The sequence below is a fragment of the Flavisphingomonas formosensis genome, from assembly GCF_009755815.1.
Classification (GTDB): Bacteria; Pseudomonadota; Alphaproteobacteria; order Sphingomonadales; family Sphingomonadaceae; genus Flavisphingomonas; species Flavisphingomonas formosensis.
On sequence record NZ_WRPK01000010.1, the window covers coordinates 237,880 to 262,887 of the forward strand.

Here is a 25,008-nt window from a genome sequence, read left to right on the forward strand (position 1 = left end):
ACCGCATGATCCCTGTCGTGTCCACAACGCCTTTTTTTCCCCACGAAATATTACGAGCCAAATTGCTAACGAAACCTTTGAGCCTGGTTTCGGACAAACCGCAGTTGATCCGATATGGATGGTACCGAAACCGAAACGAACCACGCAGGAGGGCAGCTCCCATCTCTGGTTGCCACATATCGGATAGTTTGCGCCGTTCCTTTTCCGCAGAGCCGGAAACGATCTCTAGCAGCACCAGGGGCATGGCCGCCCCTCCGCGCGCCCTCACCCGCGGCCCGGTTGCTCCACGGCATGACCGCTCATCGCCGATCCCGCGTCGCGTGCGAAGCGCATGTTCCAGATTGTGGCGAGCGCCGAGATGCCGGTGACGATCAGGAAAGCGACGGTGAAATCGCGCGGGATCGGGGCGCCGCGATTGCCGGCCAGCATGGCGACATGCAGGGCCGTCGCGCCGATGCAGATGCCGAACGAAAGCATCAGCTGCTGGAAGGTGGAATAGAAGCTGGTGGCGGAGCTCATCCGCTCCTTGGGAATCTCGTCATAGGCGATGGTGTTGTAGGCGGTGAACTGGAACGACATGAAGAAGCCGCAGACGACCAGCACCGCGAAAATCGCCGCCACCGGCCAGTCCGGCCGGAACAGGCCGCAGACCGCATAGCCGGCCGCCGCGGCGATACCGCAGACGATCAGGCTCTGGCGAAAGCCGAAGCGGCGCAGCACGCGCGGCGCGAGCCCCTTCATCGCGAGCGACCCCATCGCCGTGGCGATGGTGATGCTGCCGCTCTCCGCCGCGGTCATGCCGAAGCCGAGCTGGAGCATCAACGGCAGCAGGAAAGGCTGCGCGCCCTGGGTGATGCGGGTCAGCGAGCCGGCGATCACCGACAGGCGGAAGGAGCTGATCCGCATCAGCGAGAGATCGAGCACCGGGTCGGCTCGCCGGCCGGCATGGCGGATATAGAGCGCGCCGAACAGCATGCCGATAAGGATGAGCGGGACGGCGAGCCTCCCCTCGCCGGGCCGGCTCGCCATCTCGAAGCCGAACAGCAGGCAGCCGAGCGATATGCCCGACAGCAGGAAGCCGGCGGCGTCCGCGGCGGGCGGCCGATCGGCGCGCACCTCCTCGATGAAGATCGACACGAGGACCAGGCCGAGCACGCCGATCGGCAGATTGAGGTAGAAGATCCAGCGCCAGTCCAGATAGGTGACGATGAAGCCGCCCAGCGGCGGCCCGACGATCGGCCCGATCAGCGCGGGGATGATCAGCCAGGACATGGCCGAGACCATGTCGCGCTTGTCCACCGATCGCAGCAGCACCAGCCGGCCGATCGGGATCATCATCGCCCCGCCCAGCCCCTGGATGAAGCGCGCCGCCACCATGAATGGCAGGTTGGTCGCCTGGCCGCACAGCATCGATCCGATCACGAACAGCGCGATGGCGAGGCGGAAGATCAGCCGCGATCCGAAGCGGTCGGCCATCCGCCCGCTCACCGGAATGAAGATGGCGAGCGCGAGCAGATAGGAGGTGAGCGCGATGCTCATGCTCGGCGCCGGCACGCCGAAATCGCGCGCCATAGTGGGCAGCGCGGTGGCCAGCACCGTCGCGTCCATCTGCTCCATGAACAGCGCGCAGGCGATGATCAGCGCGACGATGCGATAGTTGCGGGCGGGCTTGGTCCTGAGGTCGCCCGCGGTCGCGGTCTGCACGACGTCGGTGGCGGCAGGCACGATCCCGTCGCGAACCTCGGCATTGACGGCGGCGATCCCCCGGCGGCGCGGCCTCAGCATAGCTTGCTCCTCACGCCCGCCGCTTTGCCTCCGTCTACGCCTTCACTCTCTTGCCAGATAGGCCGATCGGCGGCGGTTGCCACCCCTTTCGGCCGAGATTCTGATGCAATGCAGCAAAGGAGTCCTTCATCCTCCCCGGAACGGGGAGGGGGACCGCGCGTAGCGTGGTGGAGGGGCAAGCCAGATGCGGAAAGCGATGCCGCTACCCCTGGATCGCGCGGAAGCCCCTCCACCGCCTTCGGCGGTCCCCCTCCCCGTTCCGGGGAGGATCAAAAAGGCTTCAGTCTCACCCCGCCGCCATCTGCGTCATCGCCGCATAATCGAGCTTGCCCGTCCCGAGCACCGGCAACGCCTCGACGACACGGATATCGCGCGGAATGGCGAGCTCGGTGACGCCGTTGGAGCGGCCCCACGCCTGAAGATCCGCCGCGGCCGCGCCCGCACGGGTGGTGAACAGCACCAGCTGCTCGCCCTTGCGCGCATCGGGCCGGGTGACGACGGCATGGTCCGATCCCGGCCAGAGCGTCGCGGCATAGCCCTCGACCGCGGGCAGCGAGACCATCTCGCCGCCGATCTTGGCGAAGCGCTTGGCGCGGCCGCGGATGGTGACGAAACCCGCCTCGTCGATCGTCACGATGTCGCCGCTGTCGTGCCAGCCTTCCTCCGGCGGCTGGAGCAGGCCCGGCGCATCCGCCTTCATATAGCCCGCCATGATATTGGGCCCGCGCAGGAACAGCCGGCCGCCTTCCTCGATCCCCGGCACCGGATCGAGCCGCGCTTCGATCCCCGGCAGCAACCGCCCGACGCTGCCGGCGCGGAAATGCATCGGCGTGTTGACCGTGATCACCGGCGCAGCCTCGGTGGCGCCATAGCCTTCGAGGATGCGCAGGCCGAAACGCTCGGCATAGGTGCGCCGCGTCTCGTCGCGCACCTTCTCGGCGCCGGCGAAGATATAACGCAGCGCATAGAAATCGTAGCCATGCGCCATGCGCGCATAGCCGGCGAGGAAGGTATCGGTGCCGAACAGGATCGTCGCATTGGCATCATAGGCGAGCGCCGGGACGATCCGGTAGTGGAGCGGGCTCGGATAGAGCAGCGTCTTCACCCCGTTCAGCAGCGGCAGCAGCGTGCCGCCGGTCAGGCCGAAGCTGTGGAACACCGGCAGCGCGTTGAGCACGATGTCCGCCGCGTTGAAGTCGATGCGCGCGGCGAGCTGGCGGCAATTGGCGAGCAGGTTGCGATGGGTCAGCACCACGCCCTTGGGCAACCCCTCCGATCCGCTGGTGAACAGGATCACCGCCGGCGCATCGGGCCGGATGCCGAGCCGGCGATGGCTGCGCCGTGCGAAGCGGGCAGCGACCAGCGCGCGCAGCTTCGCGCCCGTGCCGATGCCGGCGGCAATATCCTCGAGATAGAGGATGCGCCGCCCCGCCCCTTCTAGCCCGGCCAGCACCTCGCCGAGCTTCGCCTGCGCCACGAAGGCGCGCGCGGTGACGATGGTGCGGATCTCCGCGGCGCGGCAGGCCGCGTCGAGATTGGCGAGCCCCGCCGTGAAGTTGAGCATCGCGGGCACCCGCCCCGTCGCCTGCAGCGCGAAGAAGGCGACCACGACGCCCGCGACATTGGGCAGCAAGATGCCCACCGCCTCCCCCGGCGCGGTCGAGGCGCCGAGCGCGCGGCCGAGCGCGAGGCTGCCGGTGACCAGCCGGTCGTAGCTCAGCGGCTCGCGCTTCACATCCTCGACGATCGGCGCCTTGCCGCCATGGATGTGCCGCGCCTCGAGCAGCGCCACGAACAGCGTCTCGTCGATCGGCGAGGTCGCGAAGATCATCTCGCTCATCACGTCGTAGAGCCTGCGTCCGGCGATGGCGCGGCGCTGCCGCGCGCTCATCTCGCCCTCGATCGCGAAGCGGCGCGGCGGCAGCACGGTCAGCCGGATCTTCGGAAAGCTGCGCAGGCGCACCTTGCCGCGCAGCCGCGAGAAAGGCGTGAACTGTGCGCCGTCGATGCGCACCGGAACGATCGGCGCGTCCGCCTTGTCGGCGACCATACCGGGGCCGTCGAAGATCTTCATCAGCGCACCGGTCACGGTGATGCGGCCCTCCGGGAAGATCACGAGCGTGCGCCCCTCGCGCACCGCCTTCACCATCGCCTTGGCCGACATCGGGTTGGTCGGATCGACCGGAAAGGCATCGAACAGGCCGAGAAAGGGCTTCACCCACCACGCCTTGGCGATGCGGGTGTGCACCGCGAAGGTGGGTTTGCCGGGCAGGAAGGCGGCGAGCAGCAGGCCATCGAGGAAGGAGACATGGTTCACCACCACCACGGCGCGCTCGCCGGGCTTCGGCATATTCTCCGCACCGACGAGCTCGACCCGATAAAGCAGCCGCAAGGCCGTACGGACCAGCGACTTGATCAGCGTCTCGGGCAGCAGCCAGCAGGAGATCAGCGCGATGGCGAAGGTCGCGAAGCCGAGCGTGCCGATCACGCCCGGCACGCCCGCGCCGCGCGACAGCAACATGCCCGAGAGAATGACGAGCAGCGCGGTGACGCCTGCATTGACGATATTGTTCGCCGCGACGGTGCGCGAACGTTCGACGGCCGGGCTGCGCGTCTGCAATATCGCATAGAGCGGCACGACGAACATGCCGCCGGAAAAGGCGATGACGACGAGATTGACGAGGATGCGCCAGCTGCCCGATCCGGCCAGGAAGCCCGCCATGCCGACGGCGCCCGGTGCCGGCACGAAATGGCGCGTCGAATAGCTGAGGTCGATCAGGAAAAAGGCGAGGCCGAGCGCTGCGATCGGCACGTAGCGCGCGGAAATCTCGCCGCGCAGCAAACGATTGACCATCACCGAGCCGAGCGCGACGCTGACCGAGAAAATCACCAGGAACACGGTGACGACCGACGGCCCGCCGCGCAGCGGACCGCTGACCAGCGGCGCGAAATCGGCGAGCAGCACCGCGCCCACCGCGAAGAACCAGCTGATGCCGAGGATGGCGAGCCACACGCCGCGCCCGTCGCGCGCCGCCGAGAGGATGTTCCAGGTGGCGCGCAGCGGGTTGCGATCGATGCTGAGGCCGGGCGCCGTCGCCGGCGCGGTCGGCACGGCGAAGCTCGCCGCGAGGCCGAGCAGCGCGAGCCCCACCGCGATCATCCCCGCCTGCCAGGGCGTGACGATCCCGGCCAGCAGCTGCCCGCCGAGGATGGCGAGGAAGGTGCCCGCCTCGATCAGGCCGGTTCCGCCCATGATCTCCTGCGTGCCGAGATGCTGCGGCAGGATCGAATATTTGACCGGCCCGAAGATCGTCGAATGCAGCCCCATCAGGAACAGGGTGGAGAGCAGCAGCGGAATCGACTGCAGCCAGAAGCCGAGCAGCGCGACCAGCATGATCGCCACCTCGGCCCCCTTCACGATGCGCACCAGCCGTGCCTTGTCCCACGCATCGGCGATCTGCCCGGCGAGCGCCGAGAAGAGGAAGAAGGGGATCACGAAGATGCCGGTGGCGACCGTCGCGAGCATCTCCGCCTTGCCCGGCTGGCTGCTGTAGAGGGTGAAGTTCGCCAGGAACAGGATAGCGAACTTCAGCAGATTATCGTTGAACGCTCCCAAGAACTGGACGACGAACAAGGGCGCGAACCGCCTTTTGGCGAGCAGCGATAGATCCGGTGCAGACATGCTTCCCCCGATGAGTTGCGGGTTGCTTTAGCGCGCGGTGGTTAACGGCGCATCAGCGGTGAGGTATCGGCTGTAGAGCCAACCGATACCGATCAGGCTGAAACCGAGCGCCACGAAGGAGGCGATGCGCGCGAGGCCGTCCAGGCCCGAGGCATCGAACAGGAACACCTTCGCGGCGGCGCCCAGCATCAGCAGCAGCGATCCGATCCGCCAGTCGCGCGAACGGCGATGGATGCCCCAGAGCAGATAGCCGACGCCGAGCGCGACCATCAGCACCGAACGGGCGATATCCTCGCCATCGCCGACGCCCGGCACGGTCAGCAGCCCGCCGACGCAGAGCTGGCGCAACAGCGAGACGGCGAGCATCGGCACCAGCAGCATCTGCGCGATCGAACGCGGCCGATCGAAACGCGCGGCCAGGGCAGGCTCGTATCGCCCGGCCAGCCACAGCAGGCCGAGCGGCAAGGCATAGGCAGGCAGCAGCCAGTTGACGAGCGGCGCCGCCCCCACGGCCTGCTCCGCCCACAGCGGATCGTGCAGCAGCAGCGTATAGCCGGCGAAATGCGCGACCGACGCAGCCGCCACGGCGAGCGCGGCGATACGACCGCCCATCCGCCAGAGCGCGACGGCGGCCGCCGCCAGCAACGCTTCCCACACCGTGCGCTCGGCAAGACCCGACCGGACGAAGCCGGCCGCATCCAGCGCGAACAGATGCTTGTAAAGGCCGTGGACGGCGACGGTGGCCAGCACCCCGGCCACCGCGAACAGCGCCGGCCGCGCACGGGCAAGCGTCTCGTCCCGCGACAGGAGTGCGACCGCGAGCAACGCCGCGGCAGGAGCCGCCAGATGGAGCAGCAGCGTTCGGATCGCAGGCACGGCTGCCAGCAGCATCGGCTCGCCAGCCAGCGAAAGCAGCGCCGCGCCGCTCCAGTCCATCAACGGCTCGGCCGCCCACAGCAGCGAGACCAGCATCAGGCTCGCCAGCGCCGGGACGAGACGCAGCGCGGGCCGCATCCGTTCGCCGCCCACCAGAGCGACGAGGCCGAGCGCCGGGACGACCGCCAGCCAATCGGCCGCCAAGACCTGCGCGGCAACGCCATAGCCGAGCAGCGCCGCCGCCGCCTGGGCGACGATGCGCCCTTCGCGGCTGCGGGCGAGCGCCGCCATCGCGCCGGCGACGCCGGCCAGCACCGCCCAGCGGACCAGCGCCGGGGTCATGGCGACGTGACCGCCGCCGCCAAGCGCCCGCCAGACCTCGTCCGGGCCGTGCGCCGTGGTTAGCAGGCCGAACAGCCCAGCAGCGGCGAATGCCCAGCCGCTTGCCTCCAGCCGCGTATCATGAGCGCGGAAGGAAAAGAGCAGCAGAGCGAGCCCGATCAGCGCGATCGCAGGCGCGACGGTCCAGATCGGCAGGGCGAAGCCGGCCGCGGTGGCGACGAGCGCCGCGGCGGTGGTAACGAGCAAGGCGAAGCGCGCATCACGATACCGCGCCTCCACCAGCCAGCCGATCGCGGCCGCGCCGGCCGGCAGCAGCGCCGCGCCGAGGCTGAGCAGCACGAAGCCGGTGTCGGTGCCGACATGATGGAATTGTAGCGCCGCGACGACGAGACCGCCCACGGCAAGCCCCGCGATCAGCGCGGCATCGGCCAGGTCGCCCGACTGCCAGAGCCGGAGCAGGGTCGGCACAGCGAAGATCGCGCCAAGGCCGAGCGCGACTAGCGCGAAGCTGCCCATCGCCGGACCAGGCCAGGCGCCGAGCAGGCAAAGCGCGATCGCGACGCCCACCGCCGGTAGGCGGCGCAGCGCCGGTTCGCGCCGGCTGAGCAGCATGATCGCTGCCGCGATCAGGCCGAAGAGACCCCAGTTGAGCAGGCTGAACCCGCCGGTGGCGACGAGTGCCGCCATCTGCACCGCCGCGCCGGCCGCGCCGGCAAGGCGCAGCACGGTGGTGGCGCGTGCCGGCACCAGCATCAAAGGCAGCACGGCGCCGACCAGGATCAGGAACAGGCCGAGCGAGACGGTGGCGGCGGTATCGAGCGCACCGCCGATCAGCAGCAGCGTGCCCCAGCCGAAGCCGCCGGCCAACGCGCCGATGCCGAGCCACGCCCAGCGTTGCGCCCGCGACAGGGTGCACAAACCGCCGACCGCAAGCGTGAGATAGAGGGTAAGCAAAGGCACGTCCGGCTCCGCCGAACCGACCAGCGCCGGCGCGGCAAGGCCGCCGACCAGCCCCAGCAGCGCACTCGGCGCGCCGAAGCGCAAGGACAGCGCCATGGCGAGCGCGGTGATCGCGGCAAGCCCGATAAAGGCCGTCATCGGCCCGATCAGATGATAGAGGTTCGCCGCGACCAGCACGCTGGCATAGAGGCTGGCGATGCCCGCGCCGGCCAGCGCCTGGCGCACGCGCGGATCGCGCACTCGGTCATCGCTGCGCAGCGCCGCTTCCGCGCCGCCGATCAGGCCGAAGCCGAACAGCAGCCCGCAGACCACCCGCACGAAGGGCGAGAGCAGCCCCGCATCGATCGAATATTTGACGATCAGCATGCCTGCGACCGCCAGGGTGACACCGCCCGCCCAGATCGGCAGGCGACGACCGAACAGCTCCTCGAAACCGATGCGCCGCCTCGCCGGCTTCGGCATGGCAGGCTCCGGAGCGATCGGCATGGCATGATCTTCGAGAATCACCGGTTCCGGCACGCGCACCGGTTCGGGGCGCTCGACTTCGGCTACCGCTTCTGGCTCGGGCACAGCCGGAGCCATGGTCGGAGCATCCCGCATGATTTCCGGCTCGGCCCAGGCGAAGGGCGCCGCCGCTCCGGGCAAAGGCCCGGTCTCGAGCAAGGCGATCCGACGTTCGAGCAGGTGGATCCGGCTGCGCATCTGCAGCAGCCCGGCAACGATGGCGATCAATGCGATGGTGACAAGCATCATCCGTCTCCCTCGCCGCGCCCTCTAGCTCGCAATTGATCACTGTTCAATAAAAATATTAGACACTGTTCAATTGATGCTGTAGCGGGCTTCGCCATGGCCCGCCGATCCGACCACAGCCGCGCCGAGCTGGAAGCGCTCATTCTCGATGAAGGCCATCGCCAGATGGCCGAAACCGGCTTCGCCCGCTTCTCGGCGCGCGAGGTGGCGAAGCGGATCGGCTATTCGATCGGCACGCTCTACAATGTGTTCGGCAGCTATGACCGGCTGATCCTGGCGATCAACACGCGCACCTTCCAGCTCTGGGCGGCGCATCTGCGCGCGCGGCTCGCCGAGGACGGCGAGGATCGCATCAAGGCACTGGTGGAGGGCTATTTCAGCTTCGCGCGCGGCAATCCCAACCTGTGGATGGCGATCTACGACCATCGCCTGCCGCCCGGCACGCCGATGCCGGAAGAATTTGCGGCCCAGCGCGCCGAACTGACCGACATCGTGATCGCGGAAGTGGCTGCCGCGCTGCCGGCGGATGCGCGCGAAAAGGCAGCCGGCCTTGCCCGCTCGCTGATCGCGACGGTGCACGGCCACTGCCTGTTCGCGCTGAACGGCACCTTCCTGCTGATGGGCGAGAGCGATCCGTTCGGCGCGGCGCTTCAGCGGGTCAGGGATTCGATGGCTGCGGCCTGACGGGCCGGGCCGAAAGCGCCCGCACCCGATCTCCGGCCGCGTCCCCGATTACCGCATCGGCCCGTCATAGGGGCTGAGGCCTGGCGTGGCCGCATCGGTCGTGCCGTCGCGCAGCATCGCCGCACGTTCGGTCAGCGCCAATGTGGATGGCAGATTGGCGAGTACGCTGATCGCGATCTGCCGGCTCGGAACGTCGGCGATGAACACGCCCCGACGGCCCTTGGCGGAGAAGATCAGCTTCATACCCGAAAAGCCCTCGCGCACGTCGACATGGTCCATGTCCGAAAAGAGCCAGCGGGATTCGCTCAGGACGCGGAAGCGGATGCCTTCCCGATAGATCGACAGGAAGGAACGGATGCTGTTGCGTTGCACGCTGCCGAACATGAAGCCTCCTCGCATATAGGCCGCGGTGACCGGGACGATCAGGCCCTCCCCGTCCGGCATGGCCATTCCGGGACGGGAAGCGTCCAACCGGCGGGCCCGCCGCGCCTGGACGAACCGCATCGCAAGCAACGCAACCAACAGGAGAGGCAACAGCCTGAAAATAAGGTGATAATCCATGACATGCGATCCTTTGCCCGGTCCGACGAGCTTTCCTTCGTCGGGTCGGATAGAGCTGCGCAGAAGCGTCATCCACGGCTTCATCCGGCTCGACCATCTTCATCGCCGCCAGTCTGGGGCGCAGATCCGGCATGTCGGTCACGGCTGCCAGCCACAGGGGGAGCCGCGCTCGCCGGGCGGCTCCCCTCCCCCGTCACATGCCGAAGGTGATACCGACCCTTCCCGTGGTGGTGCCGCGTACCGTCGATCCGCCGATGCCGGCCTGAACATAGACTTTAGGCGCAATCTGGCCGACGATCGAACCCGAGAAGCCCTGCTCGCCGCGGAAGGTGGCGAGGTTGAACGAAATGCTCACCACGCTGTCGGGCACCACCATCGTGCCGCCGAGCGCCACGGCAGCGGCGATGCCGCCATTGGCGCGACGCATGTCGCGATGCAGGCCGTTCACGTCGCTCTGCAGGCTGGAAACGTCGCTCTGCAGATTATGGATGTCCGCTCCCTGCTGCGCGTCCAGCGCCTCGATCGAGGAAAGGCGGCTGTCCTGCTGCGTGTTGGTCGCATCGATGGTGGAGAGATGGGAATCGATGTTGGTGAGATGCGTGTTCTGCTGGGTGTTGACCGCCTCGGCAGCGGTGATGCGCGTCTCGTGATCGGCCACCTGCGTGCTCAGCGTCGAAACACTGGATTGGACGCCCTGCACGGTGCTGTCGACATAGGCCTTGTTGGCGGCGTCCGTGGCGGCAACCGGGGTGCCGACATTCTGGACGCGGTTGCCCCCCATATCGACGGTGGCACCGCTGGCGACGGCGAGCTTGCTGCCGACCGTCAAGGTCCCGTTGACCTTCGCGTTGGTCGCCACCGAGAGATCGACGACCGCCGTGCTGCCGGCGCTGAGGCTGCCCGCCGTCAGCGAACCCGTGACCTTCACGTTGCCGCTGGCGTTGATGAAGCCGGCATTGAGATTTGCCGTCTGGATCGTGCCGCTGTTGACGATGTTGACTGTGTTGATCTGCTTGGCCTGCACGATCCCGGTAAACCCGACCTGCCCGTTGAACTGCACGCCCCCATTGAAGGTCGTGCCGCCATTGAAGGTGGCGCTGGCGTTGGAGGTCAGATTGCCTTGGGGATCGACCGCAAAGCCGGTGCCGGTATCGTTGCCGACTTCCAGCCGATCGAAAGGGATGAATTCGTCGGGATCATGCCCGGTCAGGCCAGTACCGCAGTCGCTGTCGAACACGACGGCGAACGTCCCACCGGAACCTTGGCAGACGACACTCTCAGATCGATTGGTAAAATAGCTGTCGGTGAACCGAACCTCCGCCTGCGCCGGCGCCGGCGCGAGGCCGGCCGCTATGAAGGGAGCCAGCGCGCCCGCCGCCAACAGGCGGCCCCTGCCGGCTGCCTTCCGGGAAGAATAGACAGATGATTTCCGATTAGCCGATGCATAGGTCATGCGCGTGACTCCCCTGGTTGAAACTCGTCCGAGCCGGGCGGCGTCGGCAGCTTCGGCAGGCGTGACGGGGCGGCAGCAGGCGGGCGCCCTCGCGCCGCCGGCATATGCATGGTCCCCGTTCTTTCTGCGGAAGCGCCAGGCGGCGCCCTCTGGGGATCGGGCTAAGGGAAAGCCGCGGGACGCCGAAAGGACGGTGGCCTGATGATTGGCCGATCCGCCCCCGATCTTTTGCCGATCGGGCGGCGGATCGGCCTATATTCCCGCTGCGGAGAGAGGATTGCCGCCCCGCACGCGCCAGAAATCGAACAGGCCGAGCTCGCGCAGCACCGCCTGCAGCGCCGGCTCGGTCCACAGCGGCCGGACCATGGTCTGGAGCAGCACCCAGGTCGGCGCCTCGGCGCGGCCGACAGGCGACAGGAAGATTCGGCGGATGAGCGCCAGGCAGGCTTCGCGCCGGCCGATCATCGCAAGCGCGAAGACCGAGATCGGCCAGAACAGAGGCAGCGGACCTTCGAGCGGCGCCAGGAAGGTCGCGATCCGGGGTGAGGCCGGATCGCGCATGCAGGCGAGGAGATCCGCGAAATAGGCGACGGCCGCGCCCGCCTCCGCGGAGGGATCCGCGATCAGCGCCTGTGCCTCGTCCAGCCGGCGAAGCGATACGGCACGGCAGATGGCGAAACGCCAGATGCCGAGATCGTCGCGCCACTGCATACGCACCTTGGCCAGGAAGCTCTCCAATTCCTCCTCACGGCCAGCCGCTTCCAGCACGCGCAGGAGGAGGAAGGCGGCATCCGCATTCAGGGGATCGAGGTTCCAGGCGCGCTGGAGCAGCTCTATCGCGCGATCGTTGCGCCCGACGTCGGCGTAGAAGGTGCCCGCCCGGTAGAGCGCGTCCGGGCTCGACGGGCCGAGTTCGAGCGCGCGGACCAGCAGGCGCTCGACGGCCTGCCACTGGCCGCTGCGATCGGTGGCGGCGGCGAGCAGAGCATAGGCGTCGGCATTGCGCGCATCCGCCCGGATCGCCTGGCGCGCGGCCTCTCGGGCGGCAGCGCGGCCCGGCGGCACGGGTAGGTCCGGATCGAGCCGCGCCTGGGTCATGAGCTGGGCGGTGCCGAGCAGCGTCCAGCCGGCCGAATAGTCCGCGGCACGGGCGAGCGCCTGCTTCAAGACCGGGATCGCCTCGCCGGGCTGCGGCGGATCCTGCAGCAGGAGGCCGCGGCCCTGCAGGAACAGCCTGTAGCTGACCGGATCGATCGTGCCGCCGGCCGGTCCCTCCACCAGGGACTGGCGCATGATCGCAGCCGTGTCGCGCGCCACCCGCGCCCGCAGCAGCGACAGCGTCTCGCTCGCGACAGGATATTGGCGCGACCACAAGGTCGTCTCGCTGGCAGCGTCGATCAGATCCAGCGTCACCGTCTCGGCGCCGCCCAGCTCGGACACCGCGCCGTCGATGAGATGGCTCGCGCCGAGCAGCTTCGCCGCCTCGGCCTTGCGCGCACCGCGCAGCGCGAAGGTGGAAGAGCGGGCGACGACGTCGATCTCGGCTACGCCGACCAACGCCCCGATCAAGGCATCGGCAAGGCCGTCCGCGATCACGCGCTGGTCCGGCCTGTCCACATCGAACGGCAGGACGGCGATGCGCGCGCGCGCCGCCGCCGCAGGCCTCGTCCACCAGAACGCGCCGCCGCATGCCGCCACGCCCGCCGCGGCGCCGAGGGCGAGGAGCATGGTCCGGCGGTCGGGCCGGCGAGCCGCGGTGATCGACCTGACTTCGATGTCGATCCGCTCGTCCGCCGCTATCGGCGCGACGGGCGCCGGCGAGCCGCGGATCTCCCGCAGCCGGTAACCGACGCGCGGGACCGTCTCCAGCGCGAAGGAGCGTCCATCGTCCAGCGCCGCAAGCTTGCGAATTCGCGACATCACGCGATTGATCGCGTCCTCGCCGACCGCACGTCCCGCCCAGCACCGCGCGACCAGCTCCTCGCGCGACACGGTGCGCCCACCGGCCCCGGCGAGCAGCGTCAGGACCTGCATCACGCGAGGCTCGATCGTGATCCGTTCGTCGACGGATCGGATTTCCAGGAGGGACGGCCAGATCTCGACCGTCCCTATGCTGAATTGCGGCTCGTGCGCGAGGATGATCCCTTCGCCGGCGCTCGCCCGTGAAGCCATGCAGCGCTACCCCCTGTAGCCCGAAAGCCAAAGGCATCCCAAAAGCATGCCAAAGCGATTTCTTCCATGGCTTCCAAGGGATTGGAAGGGTGAATCGGACTGGTCGGAGAGAAAGGGCGCGGATCGGCGGGGGTGGCGCCTCGGTTCAGTCCTCCACCGCCGGCCGCCAGGAAACGCCGTTGATGTGCCCGCCGCCGTCTACGAAGAAGGTATTGCCCGTCACATAGCCGCCGCCCTCGCTGGCCAGGAACACGCTCACCGGCCCGATGTCCTTGGTGGAATCGCCGAACCGCCCGGCCGGCACCTGTTGCAGGATCGCCGTCGCCATCTCCGGATTGGCCTCGAAATATTCGATCGCCAGCGGGCTGGTCGCCGACGGGCAGATGATGTTGCAGGTGATGCCGTGCGGCCCCCATTCCACCGCCGCCGTCCGGGTCAGCGCGCGCACCGCCTCCTTGCTGGCATTATAGGCGACCGTGAACATGTGCGCGTTGACGCCATTCAGCGAGCCGAGGTTGATGATCCGGCCATAGCGCTGCGCCTTCATCACCGGAAAGGCAGCCCGCATCGCGCGGAAGGCCGACCAGTAATTGAGGTCGAACGACCCGGCCATATCCTCGTCCGTGTGGTTCTCCAGCCGCTTGGGAAAGCTGCCGCCGGCATTGTTGACCAGGATATCGAGCCGCCCGCCGAGCTGTTCGACGGCAAGGCTCACCATCCGATCCACCTCATCGGCCTTGGACACGTCCACCGCCTGCGCAAAGGCCTGAACACCGTAGGTGTCGCGCAGCCACGCAGCCTCGCGCTCCGCCTCCTCGCCGCGGCGCTGGGCAATGACGATATCTGCCCCCGCTTCCGCTAGTGCGCGGGCGATGCCCTGCCCCACGCCCTGCCCGCCCCCGGTGACCAGCGCGGTGCGCCCTTCGAGCAGCTTGCCCATCCTGCATTCTCCCTATGTCGTTCAAAATGGTGGGGGGATCACCCGTCATCCTGACGAAAGTCAGGATCCATTGACGCTCCGCTGAAATGGCAGAGGGAACGCGAATGGATGCTGACTTCCGTCAGCATGACGAAGAAGGATCACACCCCCAGCGCCGGATAATCCGTATACCCCCGCCGATCGTCGCCATCGCCGGTATAGAAGCTCTTGCGATCCGCCTTGGCCAGCGCCGCGCCCGTGCGGAACCGCTCGACCAGGTCGGGATTGGCGATGAAGGCATAGCCGAAAGACACCGCATCCGCCTTGCCCTCGGCCAGCACCGCGCGCGCCTTCTCCAGCGTCAGCCCGCAATTCTCGATCACCGGCCCGCTCCAATTGGCGCGCACGAGCTCCAGCGCGTCCTGCCCCGGAAGCGGAATGTGGATCAGATGAACATAGGCTAGACCGAGCCCGTCCACCGCCTTCAGCAGCGCCGCATAGGTCTCGTGCGGATCCGCGTCCGCCATGCCGTTCAATGTCACGCCCGGGCAGATGCGAAAGCCCACCCGCCCAGGCCCGATCGCCGCGGCCAGCGCCTCCAGCGTCTCGACGACGAAGCGGATCCGATTCTCCACCGATCCGCCGTAGCGATCGTTGCGCTGGTTGCTGTTCGAAGAGAGGAACTGCATCGGCAGATAGCCGCTCGCGCAATGCAGCTCGACCCCGTCGATCCCCGCACGCCGCGCGTTGCGGGCGGCCGTCACATATTCCCCGATCACCCCGGCGATCTCGCCGGTCTCGAGCGCGCGCGGCATCTCCGTTTCCTGCGGCACGCCGTCCGGCCCGGGGATCTTGTCCGGGCAGAGGATGGCGGAGGGAGCGATCGTCTCGGCGTCGGGATGCTTGTTGGCGCGCACGCTGGCGCGACCGGTGTGCATGAGTTGCATCACGATCCGCCCGCCCCCGCCGTGCACGGCGTCCGCCACCGCGCGCCAGCCCTCGACCTGCGCCTCGCTATGGATGCCGGGCGTGCGCCAATAGCCCTTTCCGGCGGGGCTCGGCTGAGTCCCCTCGGTCACGATCAGGCCGGCCGAGGCGCGCTGGCGATAATAGTCGACCATGATCGGCGTCGGCTCGTCCTCCGGCCCCGCGCGGTCGCGGGTCATCGGCGCCATGACGATGCGGTTGGCGAGATCGAGCGCGCCCAGCCGGACCGGAGAGAAGATGTCGCTCTCACCCGCGGCGTTTGCGCGCGTCTCCCGTTCAACGTCCGCCAATCGATCCTCCTCTCCCGTTATCCCCCTCTGTCTCCCATCGCCTCTACGGCGGAAACAGCTTAAGGGCTCAAAGCCCATAACGGAACGGCTCATATGATGATCGACGGCGATCCCCTCCAATCCCCGTTCGTGCTGAGCTTGTCGAGACGCAGTCGACCGAAGGTCAACCACTCCCTTCTTCTTCAAGGTCTTGAAGGTGAGAGAAGAAAAGGGAGGGCTTCGACAAGCTCAGCCCAAACGGGAAAGCAAAGCATGCGCGCGTTGGCATGACCCCGAAGAAGCACCTCTCCCGCCCCGCCCCCGGCCGCGCCTCGGCGGCGATCGCCCGCGACCTGCTCCGCCTCGTGCGCCAGCATGGCGGCGATCCGGCGCGGATCCTGCGCGAGGCGGAGCTGTCACCGCTCGCCCCCTCGCTGCTCGGCCCCTCCTTGCGTGACCCTCAGGCGAGCCGCGCGCCGCTGAGCCACGCCCAGTTCGCCCGGCTCTACGCCCATTGCACCTGGGCGCTCGACGCCGCCGCAGCCCGGCAGGAAGGGCGCGAGCCGCTGACCAAGCTCGGTATCGACATGCTCTGCCACTGCGTGATCACCACCCGCACGATGCGAGACGCGATCCTGCGAGCCGATCGGTTCGCGCTGCTGCTCGGCCCCCGGCTGGCCCGGTTCGACCTCATGGTGGAGGACGGCGTCGCACGCCTGCGCATGGCGACCCAGCGCCAGCACCGCAACGCCTGCGCCTATCTGTCCGATCTCACCGGCCTCGCCACCTATCACCGCCTGTTCGGCTGGCTGATCGGCGAATCCATCCCCCTGCTGCGCGTCGAGATGCGCTATGCCCCGCTGCTGGGCGCGACCACCACCGCCTGGCTGATGCCACACGCCATCCATCACGACGCGCCCGAAAACGCCCTCCACTTCCCCGCCGCCTGTCTCGATCGCCCGGTGGTGCGCAGCCCCGCCGAGCTGGAGGCATTCATCGCCGCCTTCCCCTTCGACCTGGAGCAGCCCCAGTCGAAGCACATGCCGCTCTCCGAACGCATCGCACGCCTGCTCGTCACCACGCTCGCCAGCGGCGAACCGCTACCGACCGCGGCGCGCCTCGGACAGCAGCTGAGCATCAGCATCGCCACCTTGAAACGACGCCTCGCGACGGAAGGAACGTCGCTGTCACTCCTCAAGGAACAGGCACGACGCGAGGCCGCGGCCCGTCTCCTCGCCGACCACCGCCTGTCGATCACCGAGATCGCGCAGCGGCTCTTCTTCAGCGATGCGGGCGCATTTCGACGGGCGTTTCAGCGATGGCATGGGCGCTCGCCGACGCGGTGGCGAACCGTCGCGCGGACCTTGTAGACCGGATTGTCTGACTTTGGTGGGAAGCGGACGCTACGCTCTATGCAGATGGGCGTCGTCCACGGCTCTATCCAACAACAGCCGGAATCGGCCTTGCCCGATCCGCTTGCGAAACTCCTCAAGAGACTCGATTTGAATATCAACCGGCGGTCCACCCACTACGCGAGTTCGTTTAAAGCTCAAACGAGGTAGCTCGAAATGAACGATGATTTCGCCGTCGATCAGCACCAAAAGTTCGTCCCCGGAGTCCTCCGGAGTGTCGCGCAGTATGTGGAAAACCGATCCACCTGAACGGATTGAATCGACTGCTCCCAATAAATCCCGAGACAGCGCGTTGTGCGGCGCTTCTCGCGTAAACCGGATGGCGTCGACATCGTAACGCTCGGTCAGCCGATTCCGCACGTCCTGTTCCTTCCGCAAACCTACTATGGATGCGACTGCTTATGTCCGCAACTGGGGCGTTAGCCGCGGTTCCCCCTAGCGACGCGGTGCCCGGCGTCGGACGGCAAAAAATGGTGGTCAGGGGACGTTGCGGACTTTAAGGTAAGCAGCCTGCTCCGCCGCCTCCTCGTCGGAATAGAAGTGGTCCGGTACCCCTTCACAGGGTATATAGTCGCCGTAATCCAGCCGTTCATTATACATCTGCATCGCTTGGTGCCATGACGAGGCTCGGAGACTGAAAACAAGCTTTGCTCCGGGAACTAGCGTTGGCCGGAGGTCATCGTTTCGTTGGCGGACGGGGCCGAACTCGCCACCATCGTCGTTTTCCCAGTATTCATGCACCAACTCGGCCATTGCCTGCATTTAGCGTGCAGAATGACAGTCGCCAAGGGCATCACTAACCGTGCATCCATTTCCGAGCGTCCATGGCTGATCAGGCATCATATCTTCCGCCGAAACAGATAGAGAAACTTTCCGGCACTGATTCCATAATGGTCGCGCTTCATTCAGAAGCCTTGAATTTATCGGCTACGATACAGCTCGCACTCTCACTCTCCCGAACCCATTCTTCCTTTTCTTTCTGCAAGGCCGCGGCGTTAGCAAGGTTGGCGCGCGATACCGTCGCTCTGCCCCAGGAGTCACAGACGAATGTCAAAAGTGTGTATCTGCAGCCTCTGAGCGCTCCGACCAGTGGGCCGGGATATTGCTCGATGGCTGCAATCCCGGGCCTATCGAAGATGTCCTCCAGAGCGAGCGATCTTTGCAAACTCAAAGCCCCGCCGACGATCGCGCTCGGATTGACAAAGGCTCGCTGAAGACGGTTTTGGCAGGCACTCCCACCACGTATCGTCACTCCATACCTATTCTTATAAACAAAAGCAAACTCGTGACGCTGCCTCAAATGGGTGCCGGAACTCGGAAGTATTTCATCATAATAGCTTTCCGCGAACGGAAATGATTGGTTTCCATCAGCGGCCCTGCTCAGCCCGATACCTCTCAGAGCTCCTACGGACATCGGCAGCGCGATGCTCGCGACGAGAGCAACCGTGATGGCAAACCAAACTCGCATCGCTTTCGAACGCCCCCATTCGATCGAACGCTGACACCCGCTACCCTTTTCGCCGAAACGGATAGAGAAACTGCGCCACATAGCCATTCGGCACCTTTTCCGGCACGCCATAACCTTCCGGCCAGCGCCCCGCCGGATAATAATAGGTCCCGAACACCCGATCGAGGAATGGGAAGTGGATCGCGAAATTCACGTCCACCGCCTCCTTCTCCAGTCCATGATGCCAGTGATGGAAACGCGGCGTCGCCACGAAACGCCCGAGCCGGTCGAAATCGCCGCGCAGATTCGCGTGGAGCAGTGAGGAATAGACGTAGACGAGGCCTATATAGATTTGCAGCGCGGTGGGGGTGTAGCCCAGCGTCATCATCGGGATCGCGGTCACCCCGCGCAGAGCCGCGATCTCGAAGAAATGCATGCGCGCGCCGGCCAGCCAGTCCATCGCCTTGGCGGAATGATGCACCGCATGAAAGCCCCACAGGAAGGGCACGCGGTGGAACGCGCGGTGAAACCAATATTGCACGAAATCGGTGAGCAGCATGATCTCGATCACCTGCAGCACCAGCGGCTGCGATCCCACCAGCGCCCGGAAGCCGGCAAAACCGCCGCTGACGCTGAGCACCGCCTTTGACGGCGCGAAGGCGAGGAAGGTCAGCGCCTGCACCATCATCGAGCTGATCAGATAATAGAACAGATCCTCGCGCCACTCGGTCCGGAACAGCCGCTGCTTGGCGTGGTGCGGCAGAAAGCGCTCGATCGGCGCGAAGATCAGGCCGGTCATGACGAGGTTGAGCACGAAGAAATCGAGGCCGAAGAAGATGCCCCAATCATGCACCTCGCGTGCTTCCGCCCCCGATCCGCCCAGCAGCCCCGCGATCAGCGCAAGGATCAACGCGGTGAAGCCCAGCGCCTTGCGCGGCCGCAGGATCAGGCTGATCAGCGCCAGCGCATAGGATCCCAGGATCACTGCATGGATGGCCGGCCGAAACCCCTCTAAATTCTTGACCGCCGCCAAGGCCGGCGTTCCGAGCCACGCCGGGTAGCGCAACGCGAGCACCATCCCGAGCCCGACACAGCCGAGCAGGATCGCGAAGAAGCCTGCGAACCACCCCGTGCCGAACCCTCGCGCCTCGATCGGCGCCTCGAGATCGCGCGTCAGCGCCTTGAGGAAACCTGCCATATCAACCCTCCCGGAGCGCAACCTAGAGCGTCATGACAGAAAAGACATCTCCACTGATGGGAGCACATCCGCACGGGATCGCGCCCTCCCGGCAATCCCCCCGCTCATGCCACCGTCGCAGCATGACCCCCCCGACCCGCTACAGCCCCGCCCTGATCCCCGCCGCCCGCACGCTCGCCGCGCGCGGCGCGCTCGACAAGGATCTCGCCGCCGCCTTCGGCGTCCATTTCAAGACGATCCGCGAGTGGAAGCAGCGCCATCCCGACTTCGCCGCCGCCTGCCGTCTCCCGCCCGACGCCGCCGACGCAGCGGTCGAGCGCGCGCTGTTCCGGAGGGCCACCGGCTATGACCGCGAGACCGAGCGCGTCTTCCTGCGCGACGGCAAGGTCGTCCGCGTCGCCGTAACCGAGCATGTCCCGCCCTGCGACAAGGCCGCCACCTTCTGGCTGCGCGTCCGCCGTCCGGACCGCTGGGACCCACCGCCGATGATCCAGCGCGCCGACGACGACGCCCTCTCCTCCACCGAGGAGGCGCTGCGCGATATCGAGGAGGATGCCTATGAGGCGATGTGCGCCGCCCAGGATGGCGGGCCGGAGATGGACGGCGACGAAGATGGAATGGCCCGGATCGATGCGCTCGATCCCGGTCCTGCCGCGCCGGCGGACGATGGCGATCCGCTGGTGGATCTCGAAACGGACGCGCCATTCCCGTCATCCCAGCGCACGCTGAGATCGCTCTCCACATGCGAGCGGGTGGCTGTCGAGAATGATCCCAGCTTTCGCTGGGATGACGGGCTGGGCGCAGGACCCGATACCCTCCCTCATCGCATACACCCCCCGCTGCCCGCGCTCACCCAAGCCATCCCCGCCGAGCCCGTCGACGCCGAGCCGCCGCCCGCTACGGCCTCGAAATATGATCCCGCCTTCATCCCCCTCGCCCGCCAGATGGCGGAGCAGGGCGCGCTCGACCGCGATCTCGCCCGCGCGTTCGGCGTCACCCTCACCACGCTGCGCCAATGGACGCTCCGCCACGCCGCCTTCGGGCAGGCCGTCCGTCTCGGCAAGGCGGTCGCCGACGATGCCGTCGAGGCGGCGCTCCTCGCCCGCGCCACCGGCTATTGCTATATGCGCGAGACGGTCTTCCTCACCGACGAGGGCGAGGTGCTCCGCTCCGAAACCCTCGTCGAGCAACCGCCCTCGCTCGTCGCCGCCCTATTCTGGCTCGGCCGCCGCCAGTCCGAACGGTGGTCGCCCCACCGCCCGCAGCCCGACCTCGAACCCGCCGAGGCCGCCCGCCTCTTCGCCGAAGCCCGCGCGCGCGTTGCCGAATATGACCTCCATCGCCGCCACTGGCGCGCCCATGGCTGCGCCCCGCCCGGCCGCGCCGAGCCCCCGCCACCCGAAGAAGAAGAGGAAGAAGCTCTTCTCTCCAATGGATAGCCTATCGGTTCCACGGGCACTCCTGCATCGCCGCACCCCCTCTTGACCTTCCCGAACCATTCCGCCAAACCGATCACCATTCGGATAACCGGACGAGAGGGTGATATGTCGGACAAGGTGGTTCGCATCGGAGGCGCGTCTGCCTTCTTCATGGACAGCGCGATGGCCGTGCCGCAGCTGCTGAAGGCGCCGCAGATCGACTATCTCGTGTTCGACTATCTCGCCGAGGGCTCGATGGGCCTGTTCGGCCGCATGGCCCAGATGGATCCGAATACCGGCTACGGCACCGACTTCCTGACCGTGCATGTCGGCCCGCATCTGCGCGAGCTTGCAGCGCGGCGCATTCGCGTCGTCGCCAATTCCGGCGGCGTCAATCCGCACGGCCTCGCCCGCGCGGTGGAGAAGCTCGCCGCCGAGCAGGGCGTCTCGATCAAGGTCGCGGTGGTGGACGGCGACGATCTGCGCGACCGGATCGACGAGATCCGCGCGCTCGCGCCCAAGGACATGTTCTCCGGAGCGGAGCTGCCCGAGCATATCACCAGCATCAACGCCTATTTCGGCGCCTTCCCGATCGCCGAGGCGCTGAACCGCGGCGCGGACATCGTGATCACCGGCCGCGTGGTGGACAGCGCGCTGACCCTCGGGCCGCTGATCCACGAATTCGGTTGGAAGCCGGAGGATCATGATCTGCTCGCCGCCGGCACCGTCGCCGGCCATCTGCTCGAATGCGGCGCGCAGGTGACGGGCGGCACCTTCACCGACTGGCGCGACGTGCCGGACTGGGCGCATATCGGCTATCCGATCGGCGAATGCCGCGCCGACGGCAGCCTGGTCATCACCAAGCCGGAAGGCACCGGCGGCCTCGTCTCGGTCGGCTCCGTCGCCGAGCAATTGCTCTACGAGGTCAGCGATCCGCAGGCCTATATCGTGCCCGACGTCGTCACCGACATGAGCGCGGTGAAGATCGTTGAGGTCGGCCCGAACCGGGTGAAGGTGAGCGGTGCGCGCGGCCTGCCGCCGACGCCGAGCTACAAGGTCTGTGTCACCTATGATGCCGGCTGGAGGGCGAGCGCGCTCACTCCGATCGTCGGCTGGGAAGCCGGCGCCAAGGCCAAACGCCACGCGGAATCGATCCTGGAGCGCACCGCCGATCTGATGCGCGGCCGCAATCTCGGGCCGTTCACCCGTACTTATCACACCGTGATCGGATCCGAGGCGAGCTTCGGCGCGCAGCAGCGCCCGATCGAGAGCCGCGAGGTGCTGGTCCGCATCGTCGTCGATCATCCCGAGCGGGCGGCGGCCGAGCTGTTCGCGCGCGAGCAGCACAATGCCGCCTCGACCATGTCGCCCGGCACCTCGATCAACCTGTCGACCCAGGTCGTGCCGCTCACCGAGCTGCACCTCTTCCTGCTCGACAAAGGCAAGGCCACGCCGCGGCTGACCATCAGCGGCGAGACGATCGAATTGCCCGATGCCGCGGGCGTGCGGCTGGAGCCGTCCGCGCTCGTCCGTCCTGCCGTGGAACCGGCGCCGGAGGGTGCCGAGGCCGAGGTGCCGCTGATCGCGCTCGCCTGGGCGCGCAGCGGCGACAAGGGCAATTTGTTCAACGTCGGCATCATCGCGCGGCGGCCGGAGTATCTGCCCTGGATCCGCGCCACGCTGACGCCGGAGGCCGTCGCCGCCTGGTATCGCCACCAGTTCGCCGATGCGAGCCGCGCCCGCGTCGACCGCTACGACCTGCCGGGGTTCAACGCGCTCAACTTCGTCGTCCACGAGTCGCTCGACGGCGGCATCAACAGCTCGCCGCGGCTCGATCCGGTCGCCAAGACGATGGGTCAGCAATTGCTCTTCCACCCGATCCGCGTGCCGCGGGCGCTCGCCAACGAGCTGCAAAATGGAGAGACGAAGCGTGCCGCTTGAGGAGAAGAGACTCGCCGGCCGCGCGGTGCTGATCACCGGCGCCGGCGAGGGCATCGGCCGCGGCATGGCGCGGGCCATGGCCAAGGAAGGCGCGCGGATCGTCATCGCCGACATCAAGCCCGATCTCGGCGAGGCGACCGCCAAGGCGATCGGCGACGAGTTCGGCACCGAGGCATTCGCCGTCGCGACCGACGTCACCGACCGCGATCAGGTGACCCGCGCGGTGGACGAGACGGTCCGGCGCTTCGGCGCGATCGACGTGTTGGTCAACAATGCCTGGGGCGGCACCAAGATCATGCGGCTCGAGGACAAGACCGACGCGATCCTGCAGGGCGGGCTACAGATGGCGCTCTGGGCGACCTTCTGGGCGATGCAGCAGGCCTTCCCGCACATGCGCGATCGGCGCTGGGGCCGGATCATCAACATGTGCTCGCTGAACGGCATCAACGCGCATATGTATTCGGCGGAATATAATATCGCCAAGGAGGGCGTCCGCGCCCTGACCCGCACCGCGGCGCGCGAATGGGCCAAGCATGGCATCACCGCCAACGTCATCTGCCCGGCCGCCGCCTCCGCCGCCTTCGAGCGCTATCGCGCCGCCAGCCCGGAAAATGCCGCCAAGACCGCATCGCAGATCCCGATGGGCCGCGTCGGCGATCCGGAGACGGACATCGGCCCGGTCGCGGTGTTCCTGGCCAGCGAGGCGAGCCGCTACCTCACCGGCAACACCCTCCACGTCGATGGCGGCGGCCATATCAACGGCGTAGCCTGGGAACCGAAGCTGCCGGATGCCGCCTGAACCGGCACCGCGTTTGCGCGCGAGCGCGAGCATGTTAGGCGGCATCATGACCGATGCCGCCTTGCCAGAAGATACCCTCCCCGCCCCATCCGAAGCCGGGGGCGGGCCACGATCGGCGCTGCGCGCGCTGGACGCCCTCAAGAAATTGGCCGTCAGCCCCGACGGGCTGACCCTCGCCGAGCTCGCCAAGACCATGCAGGTCCCCAAAAGCAGCCTGCACGAGCTGCTGCGCGCGCTCCATCATGGCGGCTATATCGTCAATAATCGCGGCCAGTATCAGCTCGGCAACGGCGCGATCACGCTCGCCAACCTGCTTGCCGGGCGCGACACGTTGATGGCCGTCGCCCACCCTTATCTGGAGGCGCTGTCGGCGGCATGCGACGAGACCAGCGCGCTGTCCGAGCTCAATGACGATCGCCATGTCGTCTATCGCGATTTCGTGCAGAGCCGCCATCCGCTTCAGTTCCGCATGGCGACCGGCCAGATGGCACCGATCCACTGCTCGTCCGGCGGCCTGGCGATCCTCGCCATGCGGCCCGAGGAGGAGCGCGCGGCATTCATCTCCGCGGGTAACGCCGAACGCTATACCAAGGACACGATCTGCACCCCGGATGAGTTGGAAGCGGCCTTCGCCGAGGTGCGCGCGACCGGTATCGCGACCACGCGCAACTCGATGTTCGAAGGCGTGCTCGCTTTCGCCTCGCCCGTGTTCGACGCCGACGGCTGGCCTTGCGCCGCAATCGGCGTGATCGGTCCTTCCGTTCGTCTGGCGCCGAACGAGGCTGCTATCCGCGCGGCGGTGCACGACGCGGCGGAACGGCTATCGCGCGATCTCGGCGCGCGGATCGCCTATCCAGGAGCGGTCGACGGCTCGGCCGCATAGACGCGACGCAGCTCGGCCGATTCCTGCATCTCCTCGACGGCGATGCGCCGGGGCTCGACCGGTCGGCGGACCGGGAAGAACTGGGTGCTGCGCCAGCGGCTCGCCAACTCGATGCGATCGAAGATATGGGCGCCGGTGAACAGCAGTGCGGCGCCCACGCTGCCGCAGAGGAAAAGAATCGCCGCCAGCAGCAGCTCCAACGGGCCGGGACGACCGGCATGCGCGATCGTCAGCACGCGCAGCAGCAGCGCCGTGCCGGCGGCGGCGCCGACGAGCATGAGCCCCCCAGTCCGCAAACCGATATCGATCCGTCCATCGCGATGCCGTGCCATCGTCCATCTCCTCGCCCACAGGAACGAGGTACGCGGCGCGGCATAGCGATTCGAGACGGAGGAACGGCGATCTCCATAGTGTTTTCGTAGGATTCCGGATCGCCGCGGAACCAAAACATATGCGATCCATATGCGTTG

18 protein-coding genes are annotated in these 25,008 nt (G+C 67.2%); 6 read left to right on the forward strand and 12 right to left on the reverse strand.

Going from position 1 to position 25,008, the window contains the following annotated elements; genetic code table 11:
* Window positions 1-264: 264 nt before the first annotated feature.
* The 3 genes from GQY20_RS24780 to GQY20_RS24790 form a co-directional block, all read right to left on the reverse strand.
* The gene (locus GQY20_RS24780) at window positions 265-1,785 is read right to left on the reverse strand and encodes an MDR family MFS transporter (protein ID WP_157219826.1); all 1,521 of its coding nucleotides are present in this window, start codon (window positions 1,783-1,785) and stop codon (window positions 265-267) included.
* A 286-nt stretch (window positions 1,786-2,071) separates the two neighbouring features.
* On the reverse strand, window positions 2,072-5,467 hold the full coding sequence (locus tag GQY20_RS24785) for an acyl-[ACP]--phospholipid O-acyltransferase (RefSeq protein WP_232476235.1): 3,396 nt from the start codon (window positions 5,465-5,467) through the stop codon (window positions 2,072-2,074).
* 27 nt (window positions 5,468-5,494) lie between these two features.
* Window positions 5,495-8,395: a DUF2339 domain-containing protein gene (locus tag GQY20_RS24790; protein ID WP_157219902.1), complete on the reverse strand. Its 2,901-nt coding sequence runs from the start codon at window positions 8,393-8,395 to the stop codon at window positions 5,495-5,497.
* A 96-nt stretch (window positions 8,396-8,491) separates the two neighbouring features.
* Between GQY20_RS24790 and GQY20_RS24795 the strand changes: the two genes are divergently transcribed.
* Window positions 8,492-9,079, forward strand: a complete 588-nt coding sequence (locus tag GQY20_RS24795; RefSeq protein WP_157219827.1) for a TetR/AcrR family transcriptional regulator — start codon at window positions 8,492-8,494, stop codon at window positions 9,077-9,079.
* A gap of 48 nt (window positions 9,080-9,127) precedes the next feature.
* On the opposite strand, the gene GQY20_RS24800 is transcribed toward GQY20_RS24795, so the two are convergent.
* From GQY20_RS24800 to GQY20_RS24820, 5 genes are all read right to left on the reverse strand, one after another.
* On the reverse strand, window positions 9,128-9,640 hold the full coding sequence (locus GQY20_RS24800) for a hypothetical protein (RefSeq protein WP_157219828.1): 513 nt from the start codon (window positions 9,638-9,640) through the stop codon (window positions 9,128-9,130).
* 193 nt (window positions 9,641-9,833) lie between these two features.
* On the reverse strand, window positions 9,834-11,021 hold the full coding sequence (locus GQY20_RS24805; RefSeq protein ID WP_157219829.1) for a hypothetical protein: 1,188 nt from the start codon (window positions 11,019-11,021) through the stop codon (window positions 9,834-9,836).
* A gap of 324 nt (window positions 11,022-11,345) precedes the next feature.
* On the reverse strand, window positions 11,346-13,265 hold the full coding sequence (locus GQY20_RS24810) for a winged helix-turn-helix domain-containing protein (RefSeq protein ID WP_157219830.1): 1,920 nt from the start codon (window positions 13,263-13,265) through the stop codon (window positions 11,346-11,348).
* Window positions 13,266-13,410: 145 nt separating this feature from the next.
* On the reverse strand, window positions 13,411-14,205 hold the full coding sequence (locus tag GQY20_RS24815) for an SDR family NAD(P)-dependent oxidoreductase (protein WP_157219831.1): 795 nt from the start codon (window positions 14,203-14,205) through the stop codon (window positions 13,411-13,413).
* Between the two features lie 140 nt (window positions 14,206-14,345).
* Window positions 14,346-15,461 (reverse strand): alkene reductase, encoded by a 1,116-nt coding sequence (locus GQY20_RS24820; protein ID WP_232476236.1) that lies wholly within the window; start codon window positions 15,459-15,461, stop codon window positions 14,346-14,348.
* Between the two features lie 266 nt (window positions 15,462-15,727).
* Between GQY20_RS24820 and GQY20_RS24825 the strand changes: the two genes are divergently transcribed.
* Window positions 15,728-16,810, forward strand: coding sequence for an AraC family transcriptional regulator (locus GQY20_RS24825; RefSeq protein ID WP_157219832.1), 1,083 nt, complete (start codon window positions 15,728-15,730; stop codon window positions 16,808-16,810).
* Window positions 16,811-16,843: 33 nt separating this feature from the next.
* Here GQY20_RS24825 and GQY20_RS24830 read toward each other — a convergent pair whose 3' ends face one another.
* The 3 genes from GQY20_RS24830 to GQY20_RS24840 all read right to left on the reverse strand — a co-directional run bounded on the left by GQY20_RS24830 (window position 16,844) and on the right by GQY20_RS24840 (window position 19,497).
* Window positions 16,844-17,212 carry a hypothetical protein gene (locus GQY20_RS24830; protein ID WP_157219833.1) on the reverse strand — a complete coding sequence of 123 codons (369 nt, stop codon included), beginning with the start codon at window positions 17,210-17,212 and terminating at the stop codon, window positions 16,844-16,846.
* A 541-nt stretch (window positions 17,213-17,753) separates the two neighbouring features.
* Complete coding sequence (locus GQY20_RS24835; protein WP_157219834.1) at window positions 17,754-18,407, reverse strand: hypothetical protein; 654 nt, start codon at window positions 18,405-18,407, stop codon at window positions 17,754-17,756.
* A complete protein-coding gene (locus tag GQY20_RS24840; protein WP_157219835.1) occupies window positions 18,361-19,497 on the reverse strand; it encodes a sterol desaturase family protein in 1,137 nt (378 codons plus the stop codon). Before GQY20_RS24840 ends, GQY20_RS24835 begins: the two co-directional genes overlap by 47 nt.
* 122 nt (window positions 19,498-19,619) lie before the next feature.
* On the opposite strand from GQY20_RS24840, the gene GQY20_RS24845 reads away from it, so the two are divergent.
* From GQY20_RS24845 to GQY20_RS24860, 4 genes are all read left to right on the forward strand, one after another.
* Window positions 19,620-20,936: a hypothetical protein gene (locus GQY20_RS24845; protein ID WP_157219836.1), complete on the forward strand. Its 1,317-nt coding sequence runs from the start codon at window positions 19,620-19,622 to the stop codon at window positions 20,934-20,936.
* 105 nt (window positions 20,937-21,041) lie between these two features.
* The gene (locus tag GQY20_RS24850; RefSeq protein ID WP_157219837.1) at window positions 21,042-22,856 is read left to right on the forward strand and encodes an acyclic terpene utilization AtuA family protein; all 1,815 of its coding nucleotides are present in this window, start codon (window positions 21,042-21,044) and stop codon (window positions 22,854-22,856) included.
* Entirely contained in the window at window positions 22,831-23,655 is an 825-nt protein-coding gene (locus GQY20_RS24855; protein WP_157219838.1) for an SDR family NAD(P)-dependent oxidoreductase, read from the forward strand. The genes GQY20_RS24850 and GQY20_RS24855 overlap by 26 nt, the downstream gene beginning before the upstream one ends.
* Before the next feature lie 46 nt (window positions 23,656-23,701).
* The gene (locus GQY20_RS24860) at window positions 23,702-24,538 is read left to right on the forward strand and encodes an IclR family transcriptional regulator (RefSeq protein ID WP_198351187.1); all 837 of its coding nucleotides are present in this window, start codon (window positions 23,702-23,704) and stop codon (window positions 24,536-24,538) included.
* Here GQY20_RS24860 and GQY20_RS24865 read toward each other — a convergent pair.
* Window positions 24,505-24,870, reverse strand: coding sequence for a hypothetical protein (locus GQY20_RS24865; protein WP_157219840.1), 366 nt, complete (start codon window positions 24,868-24,870; stop codon window positions 24,505-24,507). The genes GQY20_RS24860 and GQY20_RS24865 overlap by 34 nt on opposite strands.
* Between the last annotated feature and the right edge of the window lie 138 nt (window positions 24,871-25,008).